Genomic DNA, 21177 nt, shown 5'->3' with positions numbered 1-21177 from the left:
GGGTCACTGCGCCATTCCAAGAGTCTGAGCAGCAGGGGGGACCTGGTGGGACGGAGCAGCACACCTGGGGAGGGAACGCGACCACGCGTCCGGCATGCCGGACAACTCGGCTGGGACGACGGCCTGTACGACGACGGCCCGTCCGCGGGCTCCGACGACGGGCACGACAGCGGACGGGACGGCCGGCGGAACAGCGGCGGCGCCGCGGACCGGGGCCGCCCGGGCCGAGGCGGGCGCCGCCGCGGGCAGTCGCACCGGCACGGCCGACGCGGGAAGCGCCGCATACTGCGCTGGGTCGCGTGGATTCTCGCTGTGGTCATACTCGGCGGCGCCGGCGCCGGATACCTCTACTACCAGCACCTCAACGCGAACCTGAAGAAGGCGGACCTGACGCTCGGCGACAAGAAGATGACCGAGCACAAGGCCAACGCCGCCGGTCAGACCCCGCTGAACATCCTGCTCATCGGCTCGGACGCACGGAACTCCAAGGAGAACCAGAAGCTCGGCGGGGCCAAGGACACCTTCGGGGCGGCGCCCCTCGCCGATGTGCAGATGCTGCTCCACCTCTCCGCCGACCGAAGCAACATGTCGGTGATCAGCATGCCGCGCGACACACTGCTGAAGATCCCGAACTGCACCGATCCGAAGACGGGGCACACCTACCCGGCCACCACGGGTCTGGCAATGACCAACGAGACGCTCGGCCGTGGCGGCCCCGGGTGCACCGTGGCCACCTGGTACGAGCTCACCGGCATCACCATCGACCACTTCATGATGATCGACTTCTCCGGTGTGGTCTCGATGGCCGACGCGATCGGCGGTGTCCCGGTCTGCGTCAAGGGCAACGTCTACTCCCACACGCGCGACGGCAAGGGCTCCGGGCTGAAGCTGAAGGAGGGCACCACCAAGGTCAAGGGCAAGCAGGCCCTCCAGTGGCTGAGGACTCGCTACGGCTTCGAGGACGGCACCGACCTCGGCCGTACGCACGCCCAGCACATGTACATGAACTCGATGGTCCGTGAGCTGCGCAAGGGCACCAAGCTCACCGACCCCAGCAAGCTGACCGGCCTCGCCGAGGCGGCGACCACCGCGCTGACCGTCGACAAGGGCATCGACACGGTCAAGAAGCTGTACGACCTGGCGGGCGAGCTCAAGAAGGTCCCCACCAAGCGCATCACGATGACGACGATGCCGAACGTCTACGGCACGGGTGTGAACAACGGCCGCGTGCTCCCCAAGCCCGTCGACGCCGCCCAGTTGTTCCAGATGGTCCGCGACGACATCCCGCTCGACGGCAAGGCGTCCAAGCGCAAGGCTCCGGCCGCCAAGGAGCCCACGGCCCCCGTCGCCGAGATTCCGGTCAGCATCCGCAACGGGACCCGTACCGACACCGAGTACCCGGTCGAGGGCCGCGCCTCGGCGGTCAAGAAGCTGCTGACCGGGGAGGGTTTCACCCAGGCCACGGTCGACGTTCAGAACACGGACGCGGCGGCACGGACCGGGGTGCTCTTCCCGAGCGAGGACGTGGAGGGCAACGCCCAGGCCGTCGCCAAGGCGCTCGGCATCCCGCTGACGGCGGTGAAGAAGTCGACCGCCGTCTCGGGCATCACGCTGACCGTGGGGGCCGACTGGCGCGAGAGCGGGCCCTATCCCGCCCCCAGCGCCGAGGAGAAGACCCCGAAGAGCGCACGGGCTCTGAACGGCGACGACGAGACGGCCTGCATGGACGTCCAGCCGGGCTTCGGCTGGTAGCTCCGAACCGGGCACAACGCACTGTGGGGGCCTTCCGGCACGTCGGAGGGCCCCCACGGTGTCGACACCTGCACGGTGACGGCCGGGCGGCGGCCGGCCATGACCTTCTCACCGGTGCGGGGCGACCTGGCGGCGTAACCCGACGACCGGGGACGCGCCCCCGCTGACCGCGGGCGCCTCCGTGGGCCTGTGCCGGAATCCGGGACAGCTGGGCGAGGACGGGCTCGCCAAGCGCATCGAAAGTGAGCGGGTCACCAACACCGCAGACCGCCCCCGGGCACGCACGGGATCCCCGTCCACAGGACACTCATGTGCCCCAACTCCTGCCGCACGAGGGCGACTTACTCGACCATCGCGCGTGACTCACCTCACTCGACGGCCAATTGCCGGTACCGATCACCGCATGTAGCTTCAACGAGCCTTATTTGCTGCCGACTTGGAGCTCCCCCATGAACCTTGGCAAGAAGGTCGCCTCAACTCTTGGCGCCCTCACCGCGATAGCCGGCCTCTCTCTCGTCAACGCCCCCTCCGCCGCCGCCAGCACCCCCTCCGGCTGCAGCAGCGTGTCCCAGATCGGGAGCACCCGCGTGATTCAGGTCGGCGGAAAAGACGCCGCCTCGGTCAAGCAGTACTACGGCTGCGGATACAACTACGCCTACATCTATGTGTGGCAGCAGTTTCGGGACACGCACACGAACTGGGACCTGTACATCCGCATCGTCAATGAGTCCGACTCCGGCAACGACTACGGCGCGGCTCAGCTGACCAACACGACGCGATCCGAGCTCTGGGGAACCCCCGCCAACACCGCTGCCTACTGCACGCACGCCACGGGTTACCTGAACAGCACCGGCGGATCGACCTCCACGGTCTGCTGAGAGAAACAGCCCGTCGCCCTCAACTGCTGCACCTGCCGATCACCCACGACTTCAACCCACCGCATCCCCGAATGCACGTCAAAACACCATTGCCCGACGCATCCGGCTGAGGCCTGACAAGCACCACGATGGCTTCGGCACCGTGCCGCGGATCGATGATCCTCGTACAGCACGGGCGAAGGTTCCGCGCCCCGACGGTTCGGCCGGACTCGGGTGGAGCCCTGACCAAATGCCTCGGGGCTCCGCCCAGCGAACGTGTGTATCGGCTCAGGCCCGGCCGGAGACCTGCACCGGGGCACGGCGGCCGGCCATGACCTTCTTCGCCAGCGAGCGCGGGCTGGTCAGGAAGCCGTAGCCCCAGGACATGTGCATGGTGGCCAGCGCCACCGGGATCTGAGCCCGTGCCTTCAGCGGCAGGCCCTTGCCCGCCGGGAGGGACCCGGCGACTATGGCCGCGGCGTAACCGGCCGGTATGACGAAGGCCCACGGGGTGACGGCCGCGCCGACGACGATGCCCGCCGCGATCGCGCAGACGGCGGTCGGCGGGGCCAGGTAACGCAGGTTGATCGAGCCGGCGTGGTAGCGGGCGACGACGTGGCGCCAGCGGCCGTAGTCCTTGTACTGCTTGGCGAGGGCCTTCACCGAGGGACGCGGCCGGTACTGCACCTTCAGCTCGGGCGAGAACCAGATCAGCCCGCCCGCCTCGCGGATCCGGAAGTTCAGCTCCCAGTCCTGGGCGCGGATGAACTCCACGTTGTAGCCGTCCGCCTTCTCCAGTGCCTCGCGGCGGAAGACCCCCAGGTAGACGGTCTCGGCCGGGCCCGCCTGGCCGCCGGTGTGGAAGGCCGCGTTGCCGACGCCGATCCTCGACGTCATGGCCGCGGCGACGGCGTCCTCCCAGGCGTTCTCGCCCTCGGCGTGCATGATGCCGCCGACGTTCTGCGCGCCGGTCTCCTCCAGGAGGCGGACGGCGGTCGCGATGTAGTTCGGCGAGAGCATGCCGTGGCCGTCGACCCGCACCACGATGGGGTGCGAGGAGGCCTTTATCGCGGCGTTGAGCGCTGCCGGGGTGCGGCCGGTCGGGTTCGGCACCGTGTGCACCCGGGAGTCCTCGCGTACGAGCTCGGCGGCGATCTCGTCCGTACGGTCCGTGGACGGGCCGAGCGCGATCACGACCTCCATCTCACCGGCGTACTCCTGCTCGAGGATGTGCCGGACGGAGTTCCTGAGATGGCGTTCCTCATTGAGCACCGGCATGATCACGGAGACGGCGGGGTACTGCGCGGCAGACATGTGGTCCTCGGGGGGTCCTCGGGGGCGCCGGGGGTTCGCACCCCAGGAGGCGGCGTTATTCGGCCGCCACGTTACCGCGAATGAGGGACACGGGCGCGCGCCACCGGGTGGCTTCCCGGAGTGGTGATCGTATGGACCTACTGTGCGAACGGTCCCCCATGCACCGCGGAGGTCCCCCCGTGCCCACACCGCACAGCTCCCCCCGTCCGCCGCGCCGCCACGCCACTCCCCCGCAGCGCAGGTCGAGAAAACAGGACGAGCGGCCCCGCTGGGGTATGCGGGTGGCGACCAGTCTGTCCGTGCTGGTGCTCGGGGCAGGCGGGATCGGTCATGCGGTCGTGACCAGCCTGGAGACCGGGATCGACCGCGTCGACCCGTTCAAGGACATGAAGAACCGGCCGCGGGCCGGCAACGGCATGAACCTGCTGCTCGTCGGCACCGACGGCCGCGACAAGGTCAGCCGGGAGGAGAAGCGGAAGTACCGGCTGGGCGGTGCGCCCTGCCACTGCACCGACACGATCATGCTGGTGCACCTGTCGGCGGACAAGGAACGCGCGACCATCGTCTCGCTGCCGCGTGACAGCTACACCGAGCTCCCCGAGCACCGGGACCCGGCCACCGGCGTCGAGCACGCCGCCCATCCGGTGAAGCTGAACGCCGCCTACGCGGAGGGCGGGCCGAGTCTGACCGTACGGACGGTCGAGCGCATGACGGGTGTCAAGGTCGACCACTACCTGGAGGTCGACTTCGCCAGCTTCATGAAGACGGTGGACACCCTCGGCGGGGTGCAGATCTGCACGGCCCGGCCGATGAAGGACTCGTACACCGGTCTCGATCTCGCCGCGGGCACCCATTGGCTGGACGGCGGGCAGGCGCTCCGGTACGTGCGCTCACGCCATATCGACGCCGCCGCCGACCTGGGCCGGATGCAGCGCCAGCAGAGGTTCCTCGCGTCGCTGATCAAGCGGGCGACCAGCAGCGGTGTGCTGATGAACCCGGTGAAGTTCCGGGACGTCGCGTCGACGATGCTCGGTTCGGTCCGGGCGGATCGGGGGTTCGGAACCGACCAGCTGCTGGACCTCGGCCAGGCGATGCGCGGCTTCACCCCGGCGTCGTCCGAGTTCGCCTCCGTCCCGATCAGCGATCCCTCCTTCCCGGTCAAGGGCATCGGCTCGACGGTCAAATGGGACCCGACGAAGTCGAAGAGGCTCTTCGAGGCGCTGCGCGACGACAAGCCGCTGACTTCGAAGCGGCCGAAGACACCGGTGGCGAAGCCGGTCGATGTCGCACCGGGTGAGATCCGGGTCCAGGTCTACAACGGGACCGTGCAGGACGGGCTCGGCAGGAAGGTCGACGACGCACTGCGCGCCACCGGCTTCGTTACGACACGGGCCCCGCTCAACGCTGAGCCGCGCAGCCTGAAGCACACGCTGGTCGAGTACGACCCGCGGTGGGACCGGTCGGCGAAGTCGCTGGCGGCAGCGCTGCCGGGGGCCGAGCTGCGGGCGGTCACGGGGCAGGGCAAGACGATGAAGGTGACCGCGGGCGAGAACTTCGGCAGGGTGGAGCGGGTGCAGGCCGAGGCGAGGCACCGGGGCGAGTTCGGCACGATCACGGGCGACCAGGTGGTGTGCCCGTAGGGAGCGGTGCCGTACGGGGCGATGTTCCGGGGACGGCGGCCGCCGGGGCGCCCGTCCTCGCCGTACCCGTCCCCCCGGACCCGGGGCCTGCCGTCAGTCGACGTCGATGCCGTCCGCGATGCGCTTCTCGCGCAGTTCCTTGATCGCGCGGCGCCGCGCGAGACGGTGCGTACGCCGGATCTGCGCCTCCTGGTAGCGCCGCTTGTCGCGCTCCGTCTCCGGGATCACAGGAGGTACGGGGCGCGGCCTGCCGTCGCCGTCGACCGCCGCGAACACCAGATACGCGCTGCCGACCTGCTGGGCGGGGGTCGATTCGTTCCACCGTTCGGCCATGACCCGGACGCCGACCTCCATCGAGGAGCGGCCGGTCCAGTTCACCTGCGCGCGGACGTGAACAAGGTCACCGACACGGACCGGCTCCAGGAAGACCATCTCGTCCATCGAGGCCGTCACCGCGGGGCCGCCGGAGTGCCGGCCGGCCACGGCGCCCGCCGCGTCGTCGACGAGTTTCATGATCACGCCACCGTGCACGGTGCCCAGCAGGTTGGTGTCACTGCCGGTCATGATGTGGCTGAGGGTGGTCCGGGACGCCGCGGTCGGCTTGCCCGGAATATCGCCCTCCGGGCGCGGGGCCTGATCTGTCATGCCGTCCACCTTATTGCGGGGGCCCTGCGCCGCGGACATTGCATCAGCTTGGCAACAGCCCAGGCCCGATATCTCACACCCCCTGTAATACCGACAGGTCCGGCCTGCACACTGGTCCGCATGAGCGACAGGCCCGGTGGATGGACCGACGACAACCGCGACGACCGCTACGGACGGGGCAGTGACAGCGCCCAGCCCGAGGGTGCCCGTGTGATGCCGCACGTCCAGCGGCACCCCGCACCGCCGCCGCAGCGCCCGGCGCCGCCGCGGCAGTATCCGGCGCCGCCGCAACAGCGCCGTCCGGAGCCGCCGCGGTACTCCGACGGCTATGACGACAACGCTGGGTACGACAACGGTCACGGTGCCGGTCAGGTCTACGGCGGCGGCAACGGCGGCGGCCGGGGTTACGGCGGCGGTGACGGCGGTTACGTCCAGGGCCGGCCCGCACCGGACTGGCGCCGTCGGATAAAGATAGGCGCGCTGACCCTCGTGGTCGTGGTGCTGGCCGTCTCCATCGGCACGTACTTCTGGGCCGACTCCAAGCTGAAGCGCGAGGTCGACCTCTCCAAGGTGATCGAGCGTCCCGGCGAGGGCGACGGCACCAACTATCTGATCGTCGGTTCCGACAGCCGCGCGGGCATGTCGACCGAGGACAAGAAGAGGCTCCACACCGGCTCCGCCGAGGGCAAGCGGACCGACTCGATGATGATCCTGCACGACGGATCGAACGGCCCGACCCTGATCTCCCTGCCGCGTGACTCGAACGTGGAGATCCCCTCGTACAAGGGCTCCGACTCGGGCAAGCTCTACCCGGGCCGCGGCCGCTTCACCAAGCTGAACGCCGCCTACGCGGAGGACGGCCCCGAGCTGCTGGTCCGTACCGTCGAGTTCAACACCGGACTGCACATCGACCACTACGTCGAGATCGGCTTCGGCGGCTTCGCCAAGATCGTGGACGCGATCGGCGGGGTGGAACTCGACATCCCCAAGGCGTTCAAGGACAAGAACTCCGGCGCCGACTTCCAGGCCGGCAAGCAGACGCTGAACGGCGAGCAGTCGCTCGCCTTCGTGCGGACCCGGTACGCCTTCGCGGGCAGCGACCTGGACCGGACGAAGAACCAGCAGAAGTTCCTTGCGGCGCTGGCGAGCCAGACCGCGACGCCGTCCACGATCCTCAACCCGTTCAAGCTGTACCCGACGATGGGCGCCGGCCTCGACACCCTCATCGTCGACAAGGACATGTCGCTGTGGGACCTGGGCAACATGTTCTTCGCGATGAAGGGCGTCACGGGCGGTGACGGCAAGTCGATGAACATGCCGATCTCGGGCAGCACCGGCGGGAACCTGGTCTGGGACAAGGCCAAGGTCAAGCAGCTGGTGCAGCAGCTCAACGACGACGAGAAGGTCACCGTCTCCAGTAACTGACGGCAGACAGGAGCAGGGCCCGGACGGTTCGCCGACCGGGCCCTGCTGCACACCGCGGTCGTCACCGCACGTGCGACCGCGGCCCGGCCGCCGCTACACGCTCCCCCGAGCCAGCAGCGCCACATGCGGCAGAGCCAACTCGCCTTCCTTCCTGGCGAATTCGGCGCACAGCACGTCGTACTCCCGCTTGGCCGCGGCCACTCCCTCCGGCCCCCGGCTGTTGACCAGCTGCCCGATCGCGGCGACCCCGGAGGCGGGGCCGGCCCACCAGTCCTCCGCGCCTACGTGGTGATCCCAGGCAAGGGCCTCGGTCCGTACGTCTTCGAGGCCGGCCGCGGACATCAGCGCACCCAGCCCTTCCCGGGTACGCGGGAAGTCGTGCTCGGCGTCGACCGTGGCCAGCCACTGCGGGCGGGTCAGCCCCGCTGCCTGCGCGGCCCGTCCCACCAGTGCCTGCCCGGCGGCACCGGGCACCTGCCAGATGGTGACCGCGACCAGGCCGCCGGGACGGGTGATCCGGCGCAGTTCCTCGATGGCGGCCTCCGGACGGCCCACGTGGTTGAGCACGAAGTTCGCCACGACCGCATCGAACTCGCCGTCCTGGTAAGGAAGTTCGGGAAGTCGGCCGAGTCGGACACCGACTCCGGGCGCGGCCCGGCGGGTCGCCTCGACCATTCCGGGTTCGGCGTCCACGGCCCGTACGACCGCACCGCGCCCGACGGCCGCCACCGTCACGCTGCCACTGCCGCACCCCACATCGAGCACCCGTGTCCCGGTACCGACCCCGGCCGCGTCCAGCAGCGCGGGCACGGGGTGAGCGCAGAGGCCCGCGAAGGTGCGCGCGTAGGCCTCGGCGCGGCCGTCCCAGATCCGCCGCTCACTCAGATCGAAGGCGGTCACCGCACACCCTCCACAGGTCCCTGCGGTTCGATCTCGTCCAGGTCCTCGTACAGCGCATCCAGAATCCGGCCCGTGGGCTCCCCCTCCGGGGACAGCTCCGCCAGGCACCAGCCCGGCAGTTGTTCCTCGACCTCGGGCGGAAGATCGCCGTCCGTCGGATCGGCCAGGCTGTAGAGCAGTCCGAACGCGGTCTCCTTCGCCACCTCGCGGGCTATCTCGCCCAGTTCACCGGGCGTCAGCCCGAGCCGCACCGCCCGCTCGACGGCGTGGCCCGCGAGGCCCTCCTTGCGGTACGCCTCGACCCAGTCGGGCGCCGCCGAGCTCCAGGCGTCGATGTCCTGCCAGACCTTGCGCAGGAACCGGTAGCGGGCGAGCTGCGGAAGGTTCTCCTCGATCTCCGAGTCGGCCCAGCCCGGTGCGTCGTCGGCCCCCAGCGCTTCGAACAGGCCGGTGAGCTTGTCGATGTCGGTCATGGACAGGGAAGTTACGCCATCGCGAGCCACCGCTCCCGCAGCGTTCACGAACCCGCTGTGCCGGGGAGACGCGATCGGCCCCCGGCAGGAAGCCGGGGGCCGGTCAATGGTCGCAATCCGTTCGGAACGGACGCCGAATCGTGAAAACCCGCCGGGGTTACGGCAGGTTCCGCGCCATGACTATGCGCTGGACCTGGTTGGTGCCCTCGTAGATCTGCGTGATCTTGGCGTCGCGCATCATCCGCTCCACCGGGTAGTCCCGCGTGTAGCCGTAGCCGCCGAGCAGCTGGACCGCGTCCGTGGTGATCTCCATCGCGACGTCGGAGGCGAAGCACTTGGCCGCGGCGCCGAAGAACGTCAGGTCGCCGTCGAGGCGCTCGGACTTGGCGGCGGCCGAGTAGGTGAGCTGGCGGGCCGCCTCCAGCTTCATCGCCATGTCGGCGAGCATGAACTGGACGCCCTGGAAGTCGCCGATCGGCTTGCCGAACTGCTTGCGCTCCTGGACGTAGCCCTTGGCGTAGTCGAGGGCGCCTTGCGCGATGCCGAGGGCCTGGGCCGCGATCGTGATGCGGGTGTGGTCCAGGGTCTTCATCGCCGTGGCGAAGCCGGTGCCCTCCTCGCCGATCATGCGGTCGGCGGGGATCCGGACGTTGTCGAAGTAGACCTCGCGGGTCGGGGAGCCCTTGATGCCGAGCTTCTTCTCCGGGGCGCCGAAGGAGACACCCTCGTCCGACTTCTCGACGACGAACGCCGAGATGCCCTTGGAGCGCTTGGTCGGGTCGGTGACGGCCATCACCGTGTAGTACTCGGAGACGCCCGCGTTGGTGATCCAGCGCTTCACGCCGTTGAGGACCCAGAAGTCGCCGTCGCGAACGGCCTTGGTCTTCATGCCGGCGGCGTCGGAGCCCGCGTCGGGCTCGGAGAGGCAGTACGAGAACATCGCGTCGCCCTTGGCGAGCGGGCCCAGGTACTTCTTCTTCAGTGCCTCGGAGCCGGAGAGGATCACCGGGAGCGAGCCGAGCTTGTTCACGGCCGGGATCAGGGAGGAGGAGGCGCAGACGCGGGCCACCTCCTCGATCACGATCACGGTGGCGAGGGCGTCGGCACCGGCGCCGCCGTACTCCTCGGGGACGTGCACGGCCTGCAGGTCGGAGGCGACCAGGGCGTCCAGCGCCTCCTGCGGGAAGCGGGCCTCCTCGTCGACCGCCGCCGCGAACGGGGCGATCTTCGCCTCGGCGAGCGCACGGACCGTCTCGCGGAGCATGTCGTGCTCCTCGGCCGGACGGTACAGGTCGAAATCGGTGGAACCCGCCAAGACTCTCACTCCCCAGGGATGCTAACTACCGTTAAGTAACCCAATTTTAGGCGCCATGCCCCGCAAAGACCTATGCGAGCCGTACGTGAGCTACGCGACAGGGGTCCGCAAGACCGGTAAAACAGGGCGTCAGGGGGCACGACTATGCTCGTTCACCGCACGTCCGTCCGCATCTCCCAGGAGCACTTCATGGCCCTCAGGATCACTGTGATCGGCACCGGCTACCTCGGCGCCACCCACGCTGCGGCCATGGCGGAGCTCGGCTTCGAAGTGCTCGGGCTCGATGTCGTGCCCGAGAAGATCGAGATGCTGAGCGCCGGCAAGGTCCCGATGTACGAGCCGGGTCTGGAGGAGCTGCTCCGCAAGCACGTCGCCGGCATCGAGGGATCCACCGGCCGGCTGCGGTTCACCACCTCGTGGGAAGAGGTGGGTGCCTTCGGCGATGTGCACTTCGTCTGCGTGAACACCCCGCAGAAGCACGGCGAGTACGCCTGCGACATGTCCTACGTGGACAGCGCCTTCGAGTCGCTGGCGGCGCAGCTGACCCGGCCAGCACTGGTCATCGGGAAGTCGACCGTGCCGGTGGGCTCCGCGGCCCGGCTCGCGGCGCGGCTGACCGAGCTGGCACCCGTGGGCAGGGACGCGGAGCTGGCCTGGAACCCGGAGTTCCTGCGCGAGGGCTTCGCCGTGAAGGACACCCTGCACCCCGACCGGATCGTCGTCGGTGTGAAGAGCGAGCGGGCCGAGAAGCTGCTGCGCGAGGTGTACGCGGTTCCCCTCGCGGAGGGGTCGCCCTTCGTGGTGACGGACTTCCCGACCGCCGAGCTGGTGAAGACCGCCGCGAATTCGTTCCTGGCGACCAAGATCTCGTTCATCAACGCCATGGCGGAGGTCTGCGAGGCAGCCGACGGCGATGTGAAGAAGCTCGCCGAGGCGATCGGCCACGACGAGCGGATCGGCAACAAGTTCCTGCGGGCCGGGATCGGCTTCGGCGGCGGCTGTCTGCCCAAGGACATCCGCGCGTTCATGGCGCGCGCCGGTGAGCTGGGCGCCGACCAGGCGCTGACGTTCCTCCGCGAGGTCGACTCGATCAATATGCGGCGCCGCGGCCACATGGTGGAGCTGGCCCGGGAGGCCGTGGGCGGCGACTCGTTCCTCGGCAAGCGGGTCGGCGTGCTGGGTGCGACGTTCAAGCCGGACTCGGACGACGTACGCGACTCGCCGGCGCTGAACGTGGCCGGGCAGATCCACCTCCAGGGCGGCCAGGTCACCGTGTACGACCCGAAGGGCATGGACAACGCCCGGCGGCTCTTCCCGACGCTCGGGTACGCGGAGTCTGCGCTGGACGCCGTGCGCGGCGCGGATGTGGTGCTGCACCTGACGGAGTGGCACGAGTTCCGTGAGCTGGACGCGGTGGCGCTGGGCGAGGCCGCGGCGCACCGGATCATTCTGGACGGCCGTAACGCGCTGGACAGTGCGGTGTGGCGCGAGGCGGGCTGGACGTACCGGGCGATGGGCCGGCCCCGGGCCTGAGAGCCGCTGGTTCATGGGTCGGCCGCCGAGGGGCCGATCCGCAAGCCGTTGAGGGCCCGAGCCGCCCCCTCCGGAGCGCTCGGGCCGTTCTCGGGCCGTCGTCAGGCCTTGGGAGCGTCGAGTTCGTCGATCGTGGCGTGGGACGGGCCGCGCCGCGTACGCAGGTCACGGGCGACGTCCTCCGCGTCGCGCAGCACCCGTACCGCGTTGCGCCAGGTGAGCTTGGCGAGGTCGGTGGCGGACCAGCCGCGGCCCAGGAGTTCCGCGATCAGGTTCGGGTAGCCCGAGACGTCCTCCAGACCGGTGGGGAGGAACGCGGTTCCGTCGTAGTCGCCGCCGATACCGATGTGCTCGATCCCGGCGACCTCACGCATGTGGTCGAGGTGGTCGGCGATCGTCGCCACCGTGGCCATCGGGCGCGGGTTGGCCGCCTCGAACGCGGCGTGGATCTTCATCGCCTGCGGGGTGGTGTCGAGATGGTGCAGGCCGTGGGCCCGCATGTTCTCGTCCGCGGCCCGGGTCCAGGCGACGGCGGCCGGCAGGACGAACTTCGGCACGAAGGTCGCCATGGCGATGCCGCCGTTGGCCGGGAGCTGCGCGAGGACGTCGTCGGGGACGTTGCGCGGGTGGTCGCAGACCGCCCGGGCCGAGGAGTGCGAGAACATCACCGGCGCGGTGGAGGTGGCGAGCGCGTCGCGCATCGTGGTGGCCGCCACGTGCGAGAGGTCGACGAGCATGCCGGTGCGGTTCATCTCCCGTACGACCTCGTGGCCGAACGGGGAGAGTCCGCCGACGCCCGGTTCGTCGGTCGCCGAGTCCGCCCACGCGATGTTGTCGTTGTGGGTCAGCGTCATGTAGCGGACGCCGAGGGTGTGCAGGGCGCGCAGGGTGCCCAGCGAGTTGTTGATGGAGTGGCCGCCCTCGGCGCCCATCAGGGAGGCGATACGGCCCTCGGTGCGGGCCGCCTCCATGTCGTCGGCGGTCAGGGCACGCCGCAGGTCGGCGGGGTGGCGGTCCAGCAGCTCGGCGACCACGTCGATCTGTTCGAGGGTGGCGCTGACGGCGGCGTCACCGGCCATGTCGGACCGTACGTAGACGGACCAGAACTGGGCGCCGACGCCGCCTGCGCGCAGCCGTCGGATGTCGGTGTGGAGGTGGGCGGACTGGTCGGTGGCGATGTCCCGGGCGTCCAGGTCGTAGCCGACCTGTTCACGCAGTGCCCAGGGCAGGTCGTTGTGGCCGTCGACGACGGGGTACTCGGCGAGGAGTTCCCCGGCCCGGGTGAGCCGCTCCGCGGTGCGGTCGGCGGTGTGGCCCGCGATGTTGCCGGCGCTGTGATCCATGGTCGCCCTCCCCCTCTGCCGCTACTTGCCGAAGCCGAAGGAGTCGCTGCCCTCGACCTTGTTGCGCAGCCGCTTGCCCTTCTCCGTCGCCTGGTCGTTCAGCTCCTGCTGGAACTCCCGCATCCGGGCCAGCAGCTCGCTGTCGTGGGCGGCGAGGATGCGCGCGGCGAGCAGGCCCGCGTTGCGTGCGCCGCCGACCGAGACGGTCGCGACCGGGACACCGGCCGGCATCTGCACGATGGAGAGCAGACTGTCCATGCCGTCCAGGTACTTCAGCGGGACCGGGACGCCGATGACGGGCAGCGGGGTGACGGAGGCGAGCATGCCGGGCAGATGGGCGGCGCCGCCGGCGCCCGCGATGATCGCCTTGAGGCCGCGGTCCGCCGCGTTCTCCCCGTACGCGATCATTTCGCGCGGCATCCGGTGGGCGGAGACGACGTCGACCTCGTAGGGGATCTCGAACTCGTCGAGGGCCTTGGCCGCTGCTTCCATGACGGGCCAGTCGGAGTCCGAGCCCATGACGATGCCGACGAGGGGCGCGGCGGAGGCGGGGGAAGTCATTCGGTGATCGTTCCTCGCAGGTAGTCGGCCGCGTGCCGGGCGCGCTCCCGCACGTCCGCCAGGTCGTCGCCGTAGGTGTTGACGTGTCCGACCTTGCGGCCGGGCTTCACGTCCTTGCCGTACATGTGGATCTTGAGCTGCGGGTCACGGGCCATGCAGTGCAGATACGCCTGGTACATGTCCGGATAGTCGCCGCCGAGGACGTTGGACATGACCGTCCAGGTGGCACGCGGGCGCGGGTCGCCGAGCGGCAGGTCGAGGACGGCCCGCACGTGGTTGGCGAACTGCGAGGTGATCGCGCCGTCCTGGGTCCAGTGCCCGGAGTTGTGCGGGCGCATCGCGAGCTCGTTGACGAGGATGCGGCCGTCGCTCGTCTCGAAGAGTTCGACGGCGAGGTGCCCGACGACGCCGAGCTCGGCGGCGATCCGCAGGGCCATCTGCTGGGCCTCGCCGGCGAGCTTCTCGCTCAGCTCGGGGGCCGGGGCGATGACCGTGTCGCAGACCCCGTCGACCTGGATCGACTCGACGACCGGGTAGGCGACGGCCTGGCCGTGCGGCGAGCGGACGATGTTGGCCGCCAACTCCCGTACGAAGTCGACCTTCTCCTCGGCGAGGACCGGGACACCGGCCCGGAACGGTTCGGCCGCGTCCGCCTCGGAGCGGACCACCCAGACACCCTTGCCGTCGTAGCCGCCGCGGACCGTCTTCAGGATGACGGGGAAGCCGCCGACCTCGGCCGCGAACGCCGCGGCGTCGGCCGGGTCCGTCACGATGCGGTGGCGGGGACAGGGCACGCCGATCTCCGAGAGCTTCGCGCGCATCACCCCCTTGTCCTGGGCGTGCACCAGCGCGTCGGGACCGGGGCGCACGGGGATGCCGTCCGCCTCCAGGGCCCGCAGGTGCTCGGTCGGGACATGCTCGTGATCGAAGGTGATCACGTCACAGCCGTGCGCGAAGGCACGCAGCGTGTCCAGGTCGCGATAGTCGCCGACGACGACCTCGCTCACCACCTGGGCCGCCGAGTCCTGAGGGGTGTCACTGAGGAGCTTGAATCTGATGCCGAGGGGGATACCCGCCTCGTGGGTCATACGGGCGAGCTGACCGCCGCCGACCATACCGACTACCGGGAACGTCACTCCTCCAGGGTATCCGGCGTCCCGGGAACCACCGGACGATGCCCCGGCGGACGGTCCTGTGACATTCCACGTCGCCGGGTTCTGCTTCGGCCCACAGGCATCCCACAGGGGTGCTGGTTAGCATGACTGGGTTGACCGAATCCACGGACGGGGCTGAGCGATCACCATGAGCGAACGGGGCGCACTGCGAACCCGGCTGGATCGGCTGGCCCGGGAGGTCGCCAAGTTCGGCGCCGTCGGCGCGCTGGGTCTGCTGGTCAATATCGCGGTCTTCAACCTGCTGCGGCACACCACGGACCTTCAGGTGGTGCGGGCCAGTCTGCTGGCGACGTTCATCGCCATCCTCTTCAACTACGTGGGCTTCCGCTACTGGACGTACCGGGACCGTGACAAGACCGGCCGCACCCGGGAGCTGATGCTGTTCCTGCTGTTCAGCGCGGTGGGCGCGGTGATCGAGAACGGTGTGCTGTACGCGGCGACGTACGGATTCGGCTGGAACAGCCCGGTCCAGAGCAACGTGTTCAAGATCCTCGGAATCGGGATCGCGACGCTGTTCCGCTTCTGGTCCTACCGGAGCTGGGTGTTCAAGGCGCTGCCTGCCAAAGACGGTGTAGGCGTGGTGGCGCAGGGGCGGACTCCGGCGGCCCCGGCGGAAGCGGTACGGCGTTGAAGCACCGGGGTCGCCCCGGTGGCCGTATCGTCCTCAACCTCTCCCGGAGCCTCAAGGGCATGGGGGACCCCCTCGACGGGCTCGATTTCGGCTGATGCCGTCCTGCGTGTGTGCAGGCCGGACCTCGCTCGAATCAGCGCACCGGACGCTCCGGTTCCTGGCGGGGGAGGGGCACCCGGCTCAGGAACAGGGCGAAGACCGCCGGCTGCTGCTGGAGCAGTTCCAGGCGGCCGCCGTCCGCCTCGGCCAGGTCTCGGGCCACCGCCAGGCCGATCCCCGTGGAGTTGCGGCCGCTGATCGTCCGCTCGAAGATCCGGGCGCCCAGGTCGGGCGGGACCCCGGGGCCCTCGTCCGTCACCTCGATGACCGCCTGGTTGCCGGTGACCCGGGTGCGCAGCGCCACCGTGCCGCCACCGTGCATCAGTGAGTTCTCGATCAGTGCGGCCAGCACCTGGGCGACCGCACCCGGGGTGCCGACGGCCCGCAGGCCCTGCTTGCCGGAGCGGACGATGGCGCGCCCCTCGCCGCGGTAGGCCGGGCGCCACTCCTCGATCTGCTGCTTGACGACCTCGTCGAGGTCGAAGACGACCGCGGAGCCGGTACGCGGGTCGCGGGCGTTGGTCAGCAGCCGTTCCACCACGTTGGTGAGGCGCTCGACCTGGGTGAGGGCGATGTTCGCCTCTTCCTTCACCGTGTCCGGGTCGTCGGTGACGGAGATCTCCTCGATCCGCATGGAGAGCGCGGTCAGCGGGGTGCGGAGCTGGTGGGAGGCGTCGGCGGCGAGCCGGCGTTCCGCGGTCAGCATCCGCGCGATCCGCTCGGCGGAGGAGTCGAGGACGTCGGCGACCCGGTCCAGTTCCGGCACCCCGTACCGCTTGTGGCGCGGTCGCGGGTCGCCGGAGCCCAGGCGTTCCGCCGTCTCGGCGAGGTCGGTGAGCGGCGAGGCCAGTTTGTTGGCCTGGCGTACCGCGAGGAGCACCGCGGAGACGATCGCGAGGAGCGCCACCGCGCCGATGATCATCAAGGTGCGTCCGACCTCGCGGGTGACGGCCGAGCTGGACTCCTCGACGGTGACCTTCTCGCCCTGCTCCCCCGACGCCGTACTGCTGATCACTCTGCCGGTGGGGCGCGTGCCCACCTCGAGGGGGGCACGGCCGGGGATCCTGACGAGCGCGTACCGGTTCTCGTCGACCTGTTCGGCCAGCACCGAGGGGTTGATCCGCTCGGCCCCGAGAAGTCGGCTCTCGACGACGCTGATCAGCCGCAGCGCCTCGGAGTCGACGCTCTCCTGGGCGCTGTTGCTGATGGTGCGGGTCTCGACGATGACGAGGGAGACGCCGAAGACGGCGATCACCACGAGCACAACGGCGAGGGTGGAGTTGATCAGTCGGCGGCGCATGACTGTTTCTGTACGTCAGCTCTTCTCGAAGCGGAAGCCGACGCCCCGGACGGTCGCGATGTAACGGGGGTTGGCGGCATCGTCGCCGAGCTTCTTGCGGAGCCAGGAGATGTGCATGTCGAGGGTCTTCGTCGACGACCACCAGGTGGTGTCCCAGACCTCGCGCATCAACTGGTCGCGGGTGACGACCCGGCCCGCGTCCCGGACCAGGACCCGCAGCAGGTCGAACTCCTTCGCGGTGAGCTGGAGTTCCTCGTCGCCCATCCAGGCCCGGTGCGACTCGACGTCGATCCGCACGCCGTGCGTGGCGGGCTGCGGCGAGGGCTCCGTGGCGCCGCGCCGGAGCAGCGCCCGGACCCGGGCGAGGAGCTCGGCCAGGCGGAACGGCTTGGTGACGTAGTCGTCGGCTCCGGCGTCCAGGCCGACGACGGTGTCCACCTCGTCGGCACGGGCGGTGAGCACCAAAATCGGCACGGTGTGGCCGTCGGCGCGGAGCCTTCGGGCTACTTCGAGGCCGTCCATCCCGGGCAGGCCCAGGTCGAGCACGACCAGGTCGATGCCGCCCTGGAGGCCGGCGTCGAGAGCGGTCGGACCGTCTTCGCGGACTTCGACCTCGTAACCCTCCCGACGCAGGGCGCGAGCCAGCGGCTCCGAGATGGATGCGTCGTCCTCGGCGAGCAGTACACGGGTCATGGGGTGATGGTAGTCCGCATGGGGCGGCTGTCGTGAGGTGATCGACAAGGCCTGCGGGTTCGCGGCCTGAACCGAGGCACACCTTCGAATATGCGAGCCTGGTTGCATTCATCCCTGTGATCCATCTCTCAAGTCCTTCCATATCCGGCAGTGTCGTGTCGTATGGTGGCTCGACGCCTGTTGCACTACTCAAGGACCTTTGGGCAGCTTTAAGCGCCGAAGGTCTCTTTTGTATGCGGGCTGGTATTCGCCAGCCTTTGGTTCAGTGAATGACCTGTGGCCGGGCCCGGAGCGCAGAAGTACTCCGGGCGTGGATCCCGATGCGGTCCGTCCCCGACTCCGACATCGACCCCGTACCCAGGTACGGGGTCCGGAGCGAATCCCCTCTCAGGCGTGAGGGGTGGGCGCAGCCTCGTCGGTGCCGGCCTCCCCCCACCGGGCGCTCAACGCTCACAAGGCGTCGCGTCCCGAGCAAGCAAGGATCGACCATGGCGTCCAGCCTGACGAAGGACTCAGCCAGCACGTCTGGCTCCGAGAAGACCTTCTTCGGCCACCCCCGCGGCCTGGCCACTCTCTTCATGACCGAGATGTGGGAGCGCTTCAGCTACTACGGCATGAGGGCCCTGCTCCCCCTCTACCTGATCGCCCCCAACGGGCTTCACATGAACCCGGCCACGGCCACGGCGATCTACTCGGTCTACGTGTCGCTGGTGTACCTGCTCGCGATGCCCGGTGGCTGGTTCGGTGACCGCGTCTGGGGTCCCCGCAAGACCGTCGCCGTCGCCGGCGTGGTCATCATGATCGGCCACCTGGCGCTGGCGCTGCCGACGCAGGGCACGTTCTTCGTGGGTCTCGGCCTGGTGGCCATAGGCTCCGGTCTGCTGAAGTCCAACATCTCGACGATGGTCGGCCAGCTCTACGACGGCCCGGACGACCCGCGCCGTGACGGTGGCTTCACGATCTTCTACATGGGCATCAACGTCGGTGCCTTCGCCGCGCCGCTGGTCATCGGCACCGTCGGTGAGAGCGTGAACTGGCACCTGGGCTTCGCGCTCGCCGCGGCCGGCATGGCGCTGGGTCTCGTCCAGTTCCTGCTGGGCACCCGCCACCTGAACGAGCGCAGCCTCGTCGTCCCGAAGCCGCTGTCCGCCGCCGAGCGCACGAGCACGCTGCGCAAGGGCATGATCTGGATGGCCGTCGCCGCGGTCTTCTACATCATCACGGTCGTCACCGGCGTCTACACGCTCAACTGGATCCTCGTCCCGATCACCGTCGCGGGTCTGATCATTCCGATCGTGGTCCTGGCGCGCATCAAGCGCGACAAGGAGCTCAGCGCCGCCGAGCAGTCGAAGATGTCCGGCTACATCTGGTTCTTCGTCGCCGCCGCCATCTTCTGGATGATCTACGACCAGGGTGGTTCGACGCTCGCGATCTTCGCCGACTCCTCGGCCGACAACACCGTCTTCGGCTGGGAGTTCCCGGTCTCCTGGTACCAGTCGGTCAACCCGGTCCTGATCATGGCGCTGGCCCCGGTCTTCGCCGCCTTCTGGCTGGCGCTGAACCGCCGTGGCAAGGAGCCGAGCACCATCGTGAAGTTCAGCTCCGGTCTGGTGCTGGTCGGTGCGTCGTTCTTCCTCTTCCTGGCACCGCTGCTGATCGCCACGGACGGACACAAGGCCGCCGCGATGTGGCTGGTCGCGATCTACTTCGTCCAGACGGTCGCCGAGCTGACGCTGTCCCCGGTGGGTCTGTCCGTCACCACGAAGATGGCTCCGGCCAAGTACGCCAGCCAGATGATGGGTGTCTGGTTCCTGGCCGTCACCGCCGGTGACTGCACCACGGGTCTGCTCTCCATCGCGGGTGTCGACCTCAACGGCACCAGCATTGTCGCTCTGCAGGCCGCCCTCGCGGTGGCTGCGGGTGCCGCGATCTTCATGTACCGCGGCAAGGTCAAGAAGCTCATGGGCGACGTGCACTGACGCACCGATCGCTGATGCGTTGATGCGCTGACCGCTCGTACGAAGGGCCGTCGCACCGGTTGACCGGTGCGACGGCCCTTCGCATTGCCCCGGTACGGAGCTCAGCTCACCGGGTGCCGCGCAGCCGGCGCCAGGGGGTGAACGTGAACACGGCGCCGCCCAGCAGGATCGCCGTACCGGCGACCAGGCCGAGCGCGCGCAGGGTGCCGTTGTCCTCGGCGCCGGTGGCGGCCAGTCCGCCGCCGGAGTCCGTACCGCCACCGCTCGTGGCGCCGCCCGTGTCCGAGCCGCCGGCAGCCCCGCCGGGCTGGGACGAGGTGTCCAGCTCCAGGGAGACCGCGACGTCGGCGGGCGGGGTGCAGGTCGTCGTCGTGCCGAGCGCCATCACGGTCAGTACGCCCGGACTGAGGGTGGACTTGCCGCTTGCGCCCGGCTTGTACGTACCCGTGAGATCGGGGATCTCGATCGGATCGCCGGACTTGATGGGCTCCTTGTTGGTGGGGCCCTCGACATGGACCGTGCCCTTGTCGGCCCCGCCGAGCTTGACCTCCATGGAGGGCTTCACCGAATCGGCCGGGATGTCGGCGGGACTGTCCATGACCGACTTGCTGAACTTCACCGTGAGGTCGAAGCTGCCGCCGTTCTTCTTCGCGTTGATCTTCACCGGGGAGGTGGCGTTCTTGTCACCGATCGGCGTCTTGCAGGCGTACGCGACGGACACCTCCTTGCCCTCGAAGTCGGTCCGGCCGCCGCCGCCACCGCTCGACCCGGCGGTGGTGCCGCCGGAGTCCGTGCCTCCGGTGTCCGTACCGCCGGCCGTCGTGCCCGCCGTGGTCCCGCCGTCGGCCGTCGTGCCGCCCGCCGTGGTGGAACCGGTGGTGGAACCGGTGGTGGTGCCAGTGGTCGTGCCAGTAGTCGTGCCGGAGATCGTGCCACCCGCCGTCGTACCGGTGGTCGTGCCACCCGCCGTCGTGCCGGTGGTCGTGCCGCCGGCTGTCGTACCGCCGCCCGCTGTGACCTTGATCGTCGCGCCCGGCTGCACGGTCTCCTTCGGGGAGCACTTGGTGTCGGTGGAGATCGGCTTGGAGACGTTGATGTTGTACGCGTCCGGCGTCAGCGTGATCTCACCGGCCTTCTCCAGCTTCAGCGTGCCCTTCATGTCGGGCAGCACCATGGGGCTGTTCTTGGGGATCGGCGGGTTCTGCCGGGGCCCCTCCATCGGCAGGTCGCCGACGGCCGCGCCGCCCACCTTGATCGTGCCGGTCGGCTTGACCGTGTCCTTCCCCAGGTCGAGGACGTCGGGGTTGCTGGAAGCGGCCGCGACCGTCTTCCACACCACCTCGACGGTGTCCCCGACCTTCGCCTCGGCGGGCGCGGTCAGCTGCACCTTGGTGGTGCCCTGCACGGGCGGCAGCCCGGAGATCGACGGCGGAATGCACTCCGTCTTGTACGAGACGTCGGCGGCCTGGGCCGGGCTCGCGGCCAGCAGGATCCCCGCGCCGCCGAGCATCAGCGCGACTCCGGCCGCGCTCATCCTCCGTT

Annotated in this window: 18 protein-coding genes and 1 pseudogene; 8 read left to right on the top strand and 11 right to left on the bottom strand. The window is 69.5% G+C overall.

Going from position 1 to position 21177, the window contains the following annotated elements; all coding sequences use genetic code 11:
- The first annotated feature begins 45 nt into the window (after positions 1-45).
- The 3 genes and pseudogenes from OHA88_RS27920 to OHA88_RS27910 all read left to right on the top strand — a co-directional run bounded on the left by OHA88_RS27920 (position 46) and on the right by OHA88_RS27910 (position 2630).
- The gene (locus tag OHA88_RS27920; RefSeq protein WP_328627517.1) at positions 46-1752 is read left to right on the top strand and encodes an LCP family protein; all 1707 of its coding nucleotides are present in this window, start codon (positions 46-48) and stop codon (positions 1750-1752) included.
- A 154-nt stretch (positions 1753-1906) separates the two neighbouring features.
- A pseudogene (locus tag OHA88_RS27915) lies at positions 1907-2017 on the top strand (TIGR03089 family protein); the annotation flags it as partial.
- 184 nt (positions 2018-2201) lie between these two features.
- On the top strand, positions 2202-2630 hold the full coding sequence (locus OHA88_RS27910) for a hypothetical protein (RefSeq protein ID WP_328627516.1): 429 nt from the start codon (positions 2202-2204) through the stop codon (positions 2628-2630).
- Between the two features lie 267 nt (positions 2631-2897).
- On the opposite strand, the gene OHA88_RS27905 is transcribed toward OHA88_RS27910, so the two are convergent.
- The gene (locus OHA88_RS27905) at positions 2898-3923 is read right to left on the bottom strand and encodes a glycosyltransferase family 2 protein (RefSeq protein WP_328627515.1); all 1026 of its coding nucleotides are present in this window, start codon (positions 3921-3923) and stop codon (positions 2898-2900) included.
- Between the two features lie 158 nt (positions 3924-4081).
- Here OHA88_RS27905 and OHA88_RS27900 point away from each other — a divergent pair, with 158 nt between their 5' ends.
- Entirely contained in the window at positions 4082-5563 is a 1482-nt protein-coding gene (locus tag OHA88_RS27900; protein ID WP_443044300.1) for an LCP family protein, read from the top strand.
- A gap of 93 nt (positions 5564-5656) precedes the next feature.
- Here OHA88_RS27900 and OHA88_RS27895 read toward each other — a convergent pair whose 3' ends face one another.
- The gene (locus OHA88_RS27895) at positions 5657-6208 is read right to left on the bottom strand and encodes an acyl-CoA thioesterase (protein WP_267004834.1); all 552 of its coding nucleotides are present in this window, start codon (positions 6206-6208) and stop codon (positions 5657-5659) included.
- Between the two features lie 120 nt (positions 6209-6328).
- Here OHA88_RS27895 and OHA88_RS27890 point away from each other — a divergent pair, with 120 nt between their 5' ends.
- Positions 6329-7633 carry an LCP family protein gene (locus OHA88_RS27890; protein WP_328627514.1) on the top strand — a complete coding sequence of 435 codons (1305 nt, stop codon included), beginning with the start codon at positions 6329-6331 and terminating at the stop codon, positions 7631-7633.
- A 93-nt stretch (positions 7634-7726) separates the two neighbouring features.
- Here OHA88_RS27890 and OHA88_RS27885 read toward each other — a convergent pair whose 3' ends face one another.
- From OHA88_RS27885 to OHA88_RS27875, 3 genes are all read right to left on the bottom strand, one after another.
- A complete protein-coding gene (locus OHA88_RS27885; RefSeq protein WP_328627513.1) occupies positions 7727-8533 on the bottom strand; it encodes a class I SAM-dependent methyltransferase in 807 nt (268 codons plus the stop codon).
- Positions 8530-9006 carry a hypothetical protein gene (locus tag OHA88_RS27880; RefSeq protein WP_328627512.1) on the bottom strand — a complete coding sequence of 159 codons (477 nt, stop codon included), beginning with the start codon at positions 9004-9006 and terminating at the stop codon, positions 8530-8532. The genes OHA88_RS27885 and OHA88_RS27880 overlap by 4 nt, the downstream gene beginning before the upstream one ends.
- Before the next feature lie 157 nt (positions 9007-9163).
- A complete protein-coding gene (locus OHA88_RS27875) occupies positions 9164-10321 on the bottom strand; it encodes an acyl-CoA dehydrogenase (protein WP_093776593.1) in 1158 nt (385 codons plus the stop codon).
- A 189-nt stretch (positions 10322-10510) separates the two neighbouring features.
- Here OHA88_RS27875 and OHA88_RS27870 point away from each other — a divergent pair, with 189 nt between their 5' ends.
- Positions 10511-11854 carry a UDP-glucose dehydrogenase family protein gene (locus OHA88_RS27870; RefSeq protein ID WP_328627511.1) on the top strand — a complete coding sequence of 448 codons (1344 nt, stop codon included), beginning with the start codon at positions 10511-10513 and terminating at the stop codon, positions 11852-11854.
- A gap of 101 nt (positions 11855-11955) precedes the next feature.
- On the opposite strand, the gene OHA88_RS27865 is transcribed toward OHA88_RS27870, so the two are convergent.
- The 3 genes from OHA88_RS27865 to OHA88_RS27855 are packed head-to-tail and all read right to left on the bottom strand — an operon-like array spanning position 11956 to position 14894.
- Positions 11956-13197 (bottom strand): dipeptidase, encoded by a 1242-nt coding sequence (locus tag OHA88_RS27865; RefSeq protein ID WP_328627510.1) that lies wholly within the window; start codon positions 13195-13197, stop codon positions 11956-11958.
- 21 nt (positions 13198-13218) lie between these two features.
- Entirely contained in the window at positions 13219-13758 is a 540-nt protein-coding gene (gene purE, locus OHA88_RS27860) for a 5-(carboxyamino)imidazole ribonucleotide mutase (protein ID WP_326604068.1), read from the bottom strand.
- On the bottom strand, positions 13755-14894 hold the full coding sequence (locus OHA88_RS27855; RefSeq protein WP_328627509.1) for a 5-(carboxyamino)imidazole ribonucleotide synthase: 1140 nt from the start codon (positions 14892-14894) through the stop codon (positions 13755-13757). Before OHA88_RS27855 ends, purE begins: the two co-directional genes overlap by 4 nt.
- 166 nt (positions 14895-15060) lie before the next feature.
- Here OHA88_RS27855 and OHA88_RS27850 point away from each other — a divergent pair, with 166 nt between their 5' ends.
- Positions 15061-15564, top strand: coding sequence for a GtrA family protein (locus tag OHA88_RS27850; RefSeq protein WP_267004826.1), 504 nt, complete (start codon positions 15061-15063; stop codon positions 15562-15564).
- 133 nt (positions 15565-15697) lie between these two features.
- Here the strand turns inward: OHA88_RS27850 and OHA88_RS27845 are convergent, their stop codons facing one another.
- Together OHA88_RS27845 and OHA88_RS27840 are read right to left on the bottom strand one after the other, a co-directional pair.
- Entirely contained in the window at positions 15698-16963 is a 1266-nt protein-coding gene (locus OHA88_RS27845; RefSeq protein WP_328627508.1) for an ATP-binding protein, read from the bottom strand.
- Positions 16964-16978: 15 nt separating this feature from the next.
- Positions 16979-17656, bottom strand: coding sequence for a response regulator transcription factor (locus OHA88_RS27840; protein WP_030926954.1), 678 nt, complete (start codon positions 17654-17656; stop codon positions 16979-16981).
- Positions 17657-18144: 488 nt separating this feature from the next.
- Between OHA88_RS27840 and OHA88_RS27835 the strand changes: the two genes are divergently transcribed.
- Positions 18145-19635, top strand: coding sequence for an oligopeptide:H+ symporter (locus OHA88_RS27835; RefSeq protein WP_328627507.1), 1491 nt, complete (start codon positions 18145-18147; stop codon positions 19633-19635).
- Between the two features lie 106 nt (positions 19636-19741).
- On the opposite strand, the gene OHA88_RS27830 is transcribed toward OHA88_RS27835, so the two are convergent.
- Positions 19742-21169: a hypothetical protein gene (locus tag OHA88_RS27830; protein ID WP_328627506.1), complete on the bottom strand. Its 1428-nt coding sequence runs from the start codon at positions 21167-21169 to the stop codon at positions 19742-19744.
- Between the last annotated feature and the right edge of the window lie 8 nt (positions 21170-21177).

Source organism: Streptomyces sp. NBC_00353 (assembly GCF_036108815.1).
In the GTDB taxonomy this organism is placed as follows: Bacteria; Actinomycetota; Actinomycetes; order Streptomycetales; family Streptomycetaceae; genus Streptomyces.
Note: the sequence above shows the minus strand (reverse complement) of the source record. Positions and strands in the feature narration are given on the sequence as shown.

Excerpts from the sequence above, each read along its gene's own strand:
- OHA88_RS27870 (WP_328627511.1), top strand. The coding sequence starts at position 10,511 with ATGGCCCTCAGGATCACTGTGATCGGCACCGGCTACCTCGGCGCCACC.
- OHA88_RS27830 (WP_328627506.1), bottom strand. The coding sequence starts at position 21,169 with ATGAGCGCGGCCGGAGTCGCGCTGATGCTCGGCGGCGCGGGGATCCTG.
- OHA88_RS27880 (WP_328627512.1), bottom strand. The coding sequence starts at position 9,006 with ATGACCGACATCGACAAGCTCACCGGCCTGTTCGAAGCGCTGGGGGCC.
- OHA88_RS27850 (WP_267004826.1), top strand. The coding sequence starts at position 15,061 with ATGAGCGAACGGGGCGCACTGCGAACCCGGCTGGATCGGCTGGCCCGG.
- OHA88_RS27900 (WP_443044300.1), top strand. The coding sequence starts at position 4,082 with ATGCACCGCGGAGGTCCCCCCGTGCCCACACCGCACAGCTCCCCCCGT.
- OHA88_RS27865 (WP_328627510.1), bottom strand. The coding sequence starts at position 13,197 with ATGGATCACAGCGCCGGCAACATCGCGGGCCACACCGCCGACCGCACC.
- OHA88_RS27895 (WP_267004834.1), bottom strand. The coding sequence starts at position 6,208 with ATGACAGATCAGGCCCCGCGCCCGGAGGGCGATATTCCGGGCAAGCCG.
- OHA88_RS27905 (WP_328627515.1), bottom strand. The coding sequence starts at position 3,923 with ATGTCTGCCGCGCAGTACCCCGCCGTCTCCGTGATCATGCCGGTGCTC.
- OHA88_RS27910 (WP_328627516.1), top strand. The coding sequence starts at position 2,202 with ATGAACCTTGGCAAGAAGGTCGCCTCAACTCTTGGCGCCCTCACCGCG.
- OHA88_RS27835 (WP_328627507.1), top strand. The coding sequence starts at position 18,145 with ATGGCGTCCAGCCTGACGAAGGACTCAGCCAGCACGTCTGGCTCCGAG.
- OHA88_RS27890 (WP_328627514.1), top strand. The coding sequence starts at position 6,329 with ATGAGCGACAGGCCCGGTGGATGGACCGACGACAACCGCGACGACCGC.
- purE (WP_326604068.1), bottom strand. The coding sequence starts at position 13,758 with ATGACTTCCCCCGCCTCCGCCGCGCCCCTCGTCGGCATCGTCATGGGC.
- OHA88_RS27840 (WP_030926954.1), bottom strand. The coding sequence starts at position 17,656 with ATGACCCGTGTACTGCTCGCCGAGGACGACGCATCCATCTCGGAGCCG.
- OHA88_RS27845 (WP_328627508.1), bottom strand. The coding sequence starts at position 16,963 with ATGCGCCGCCGACTGATCAACTCCACCCTCGCCGTTGTGCTCGTGGTG.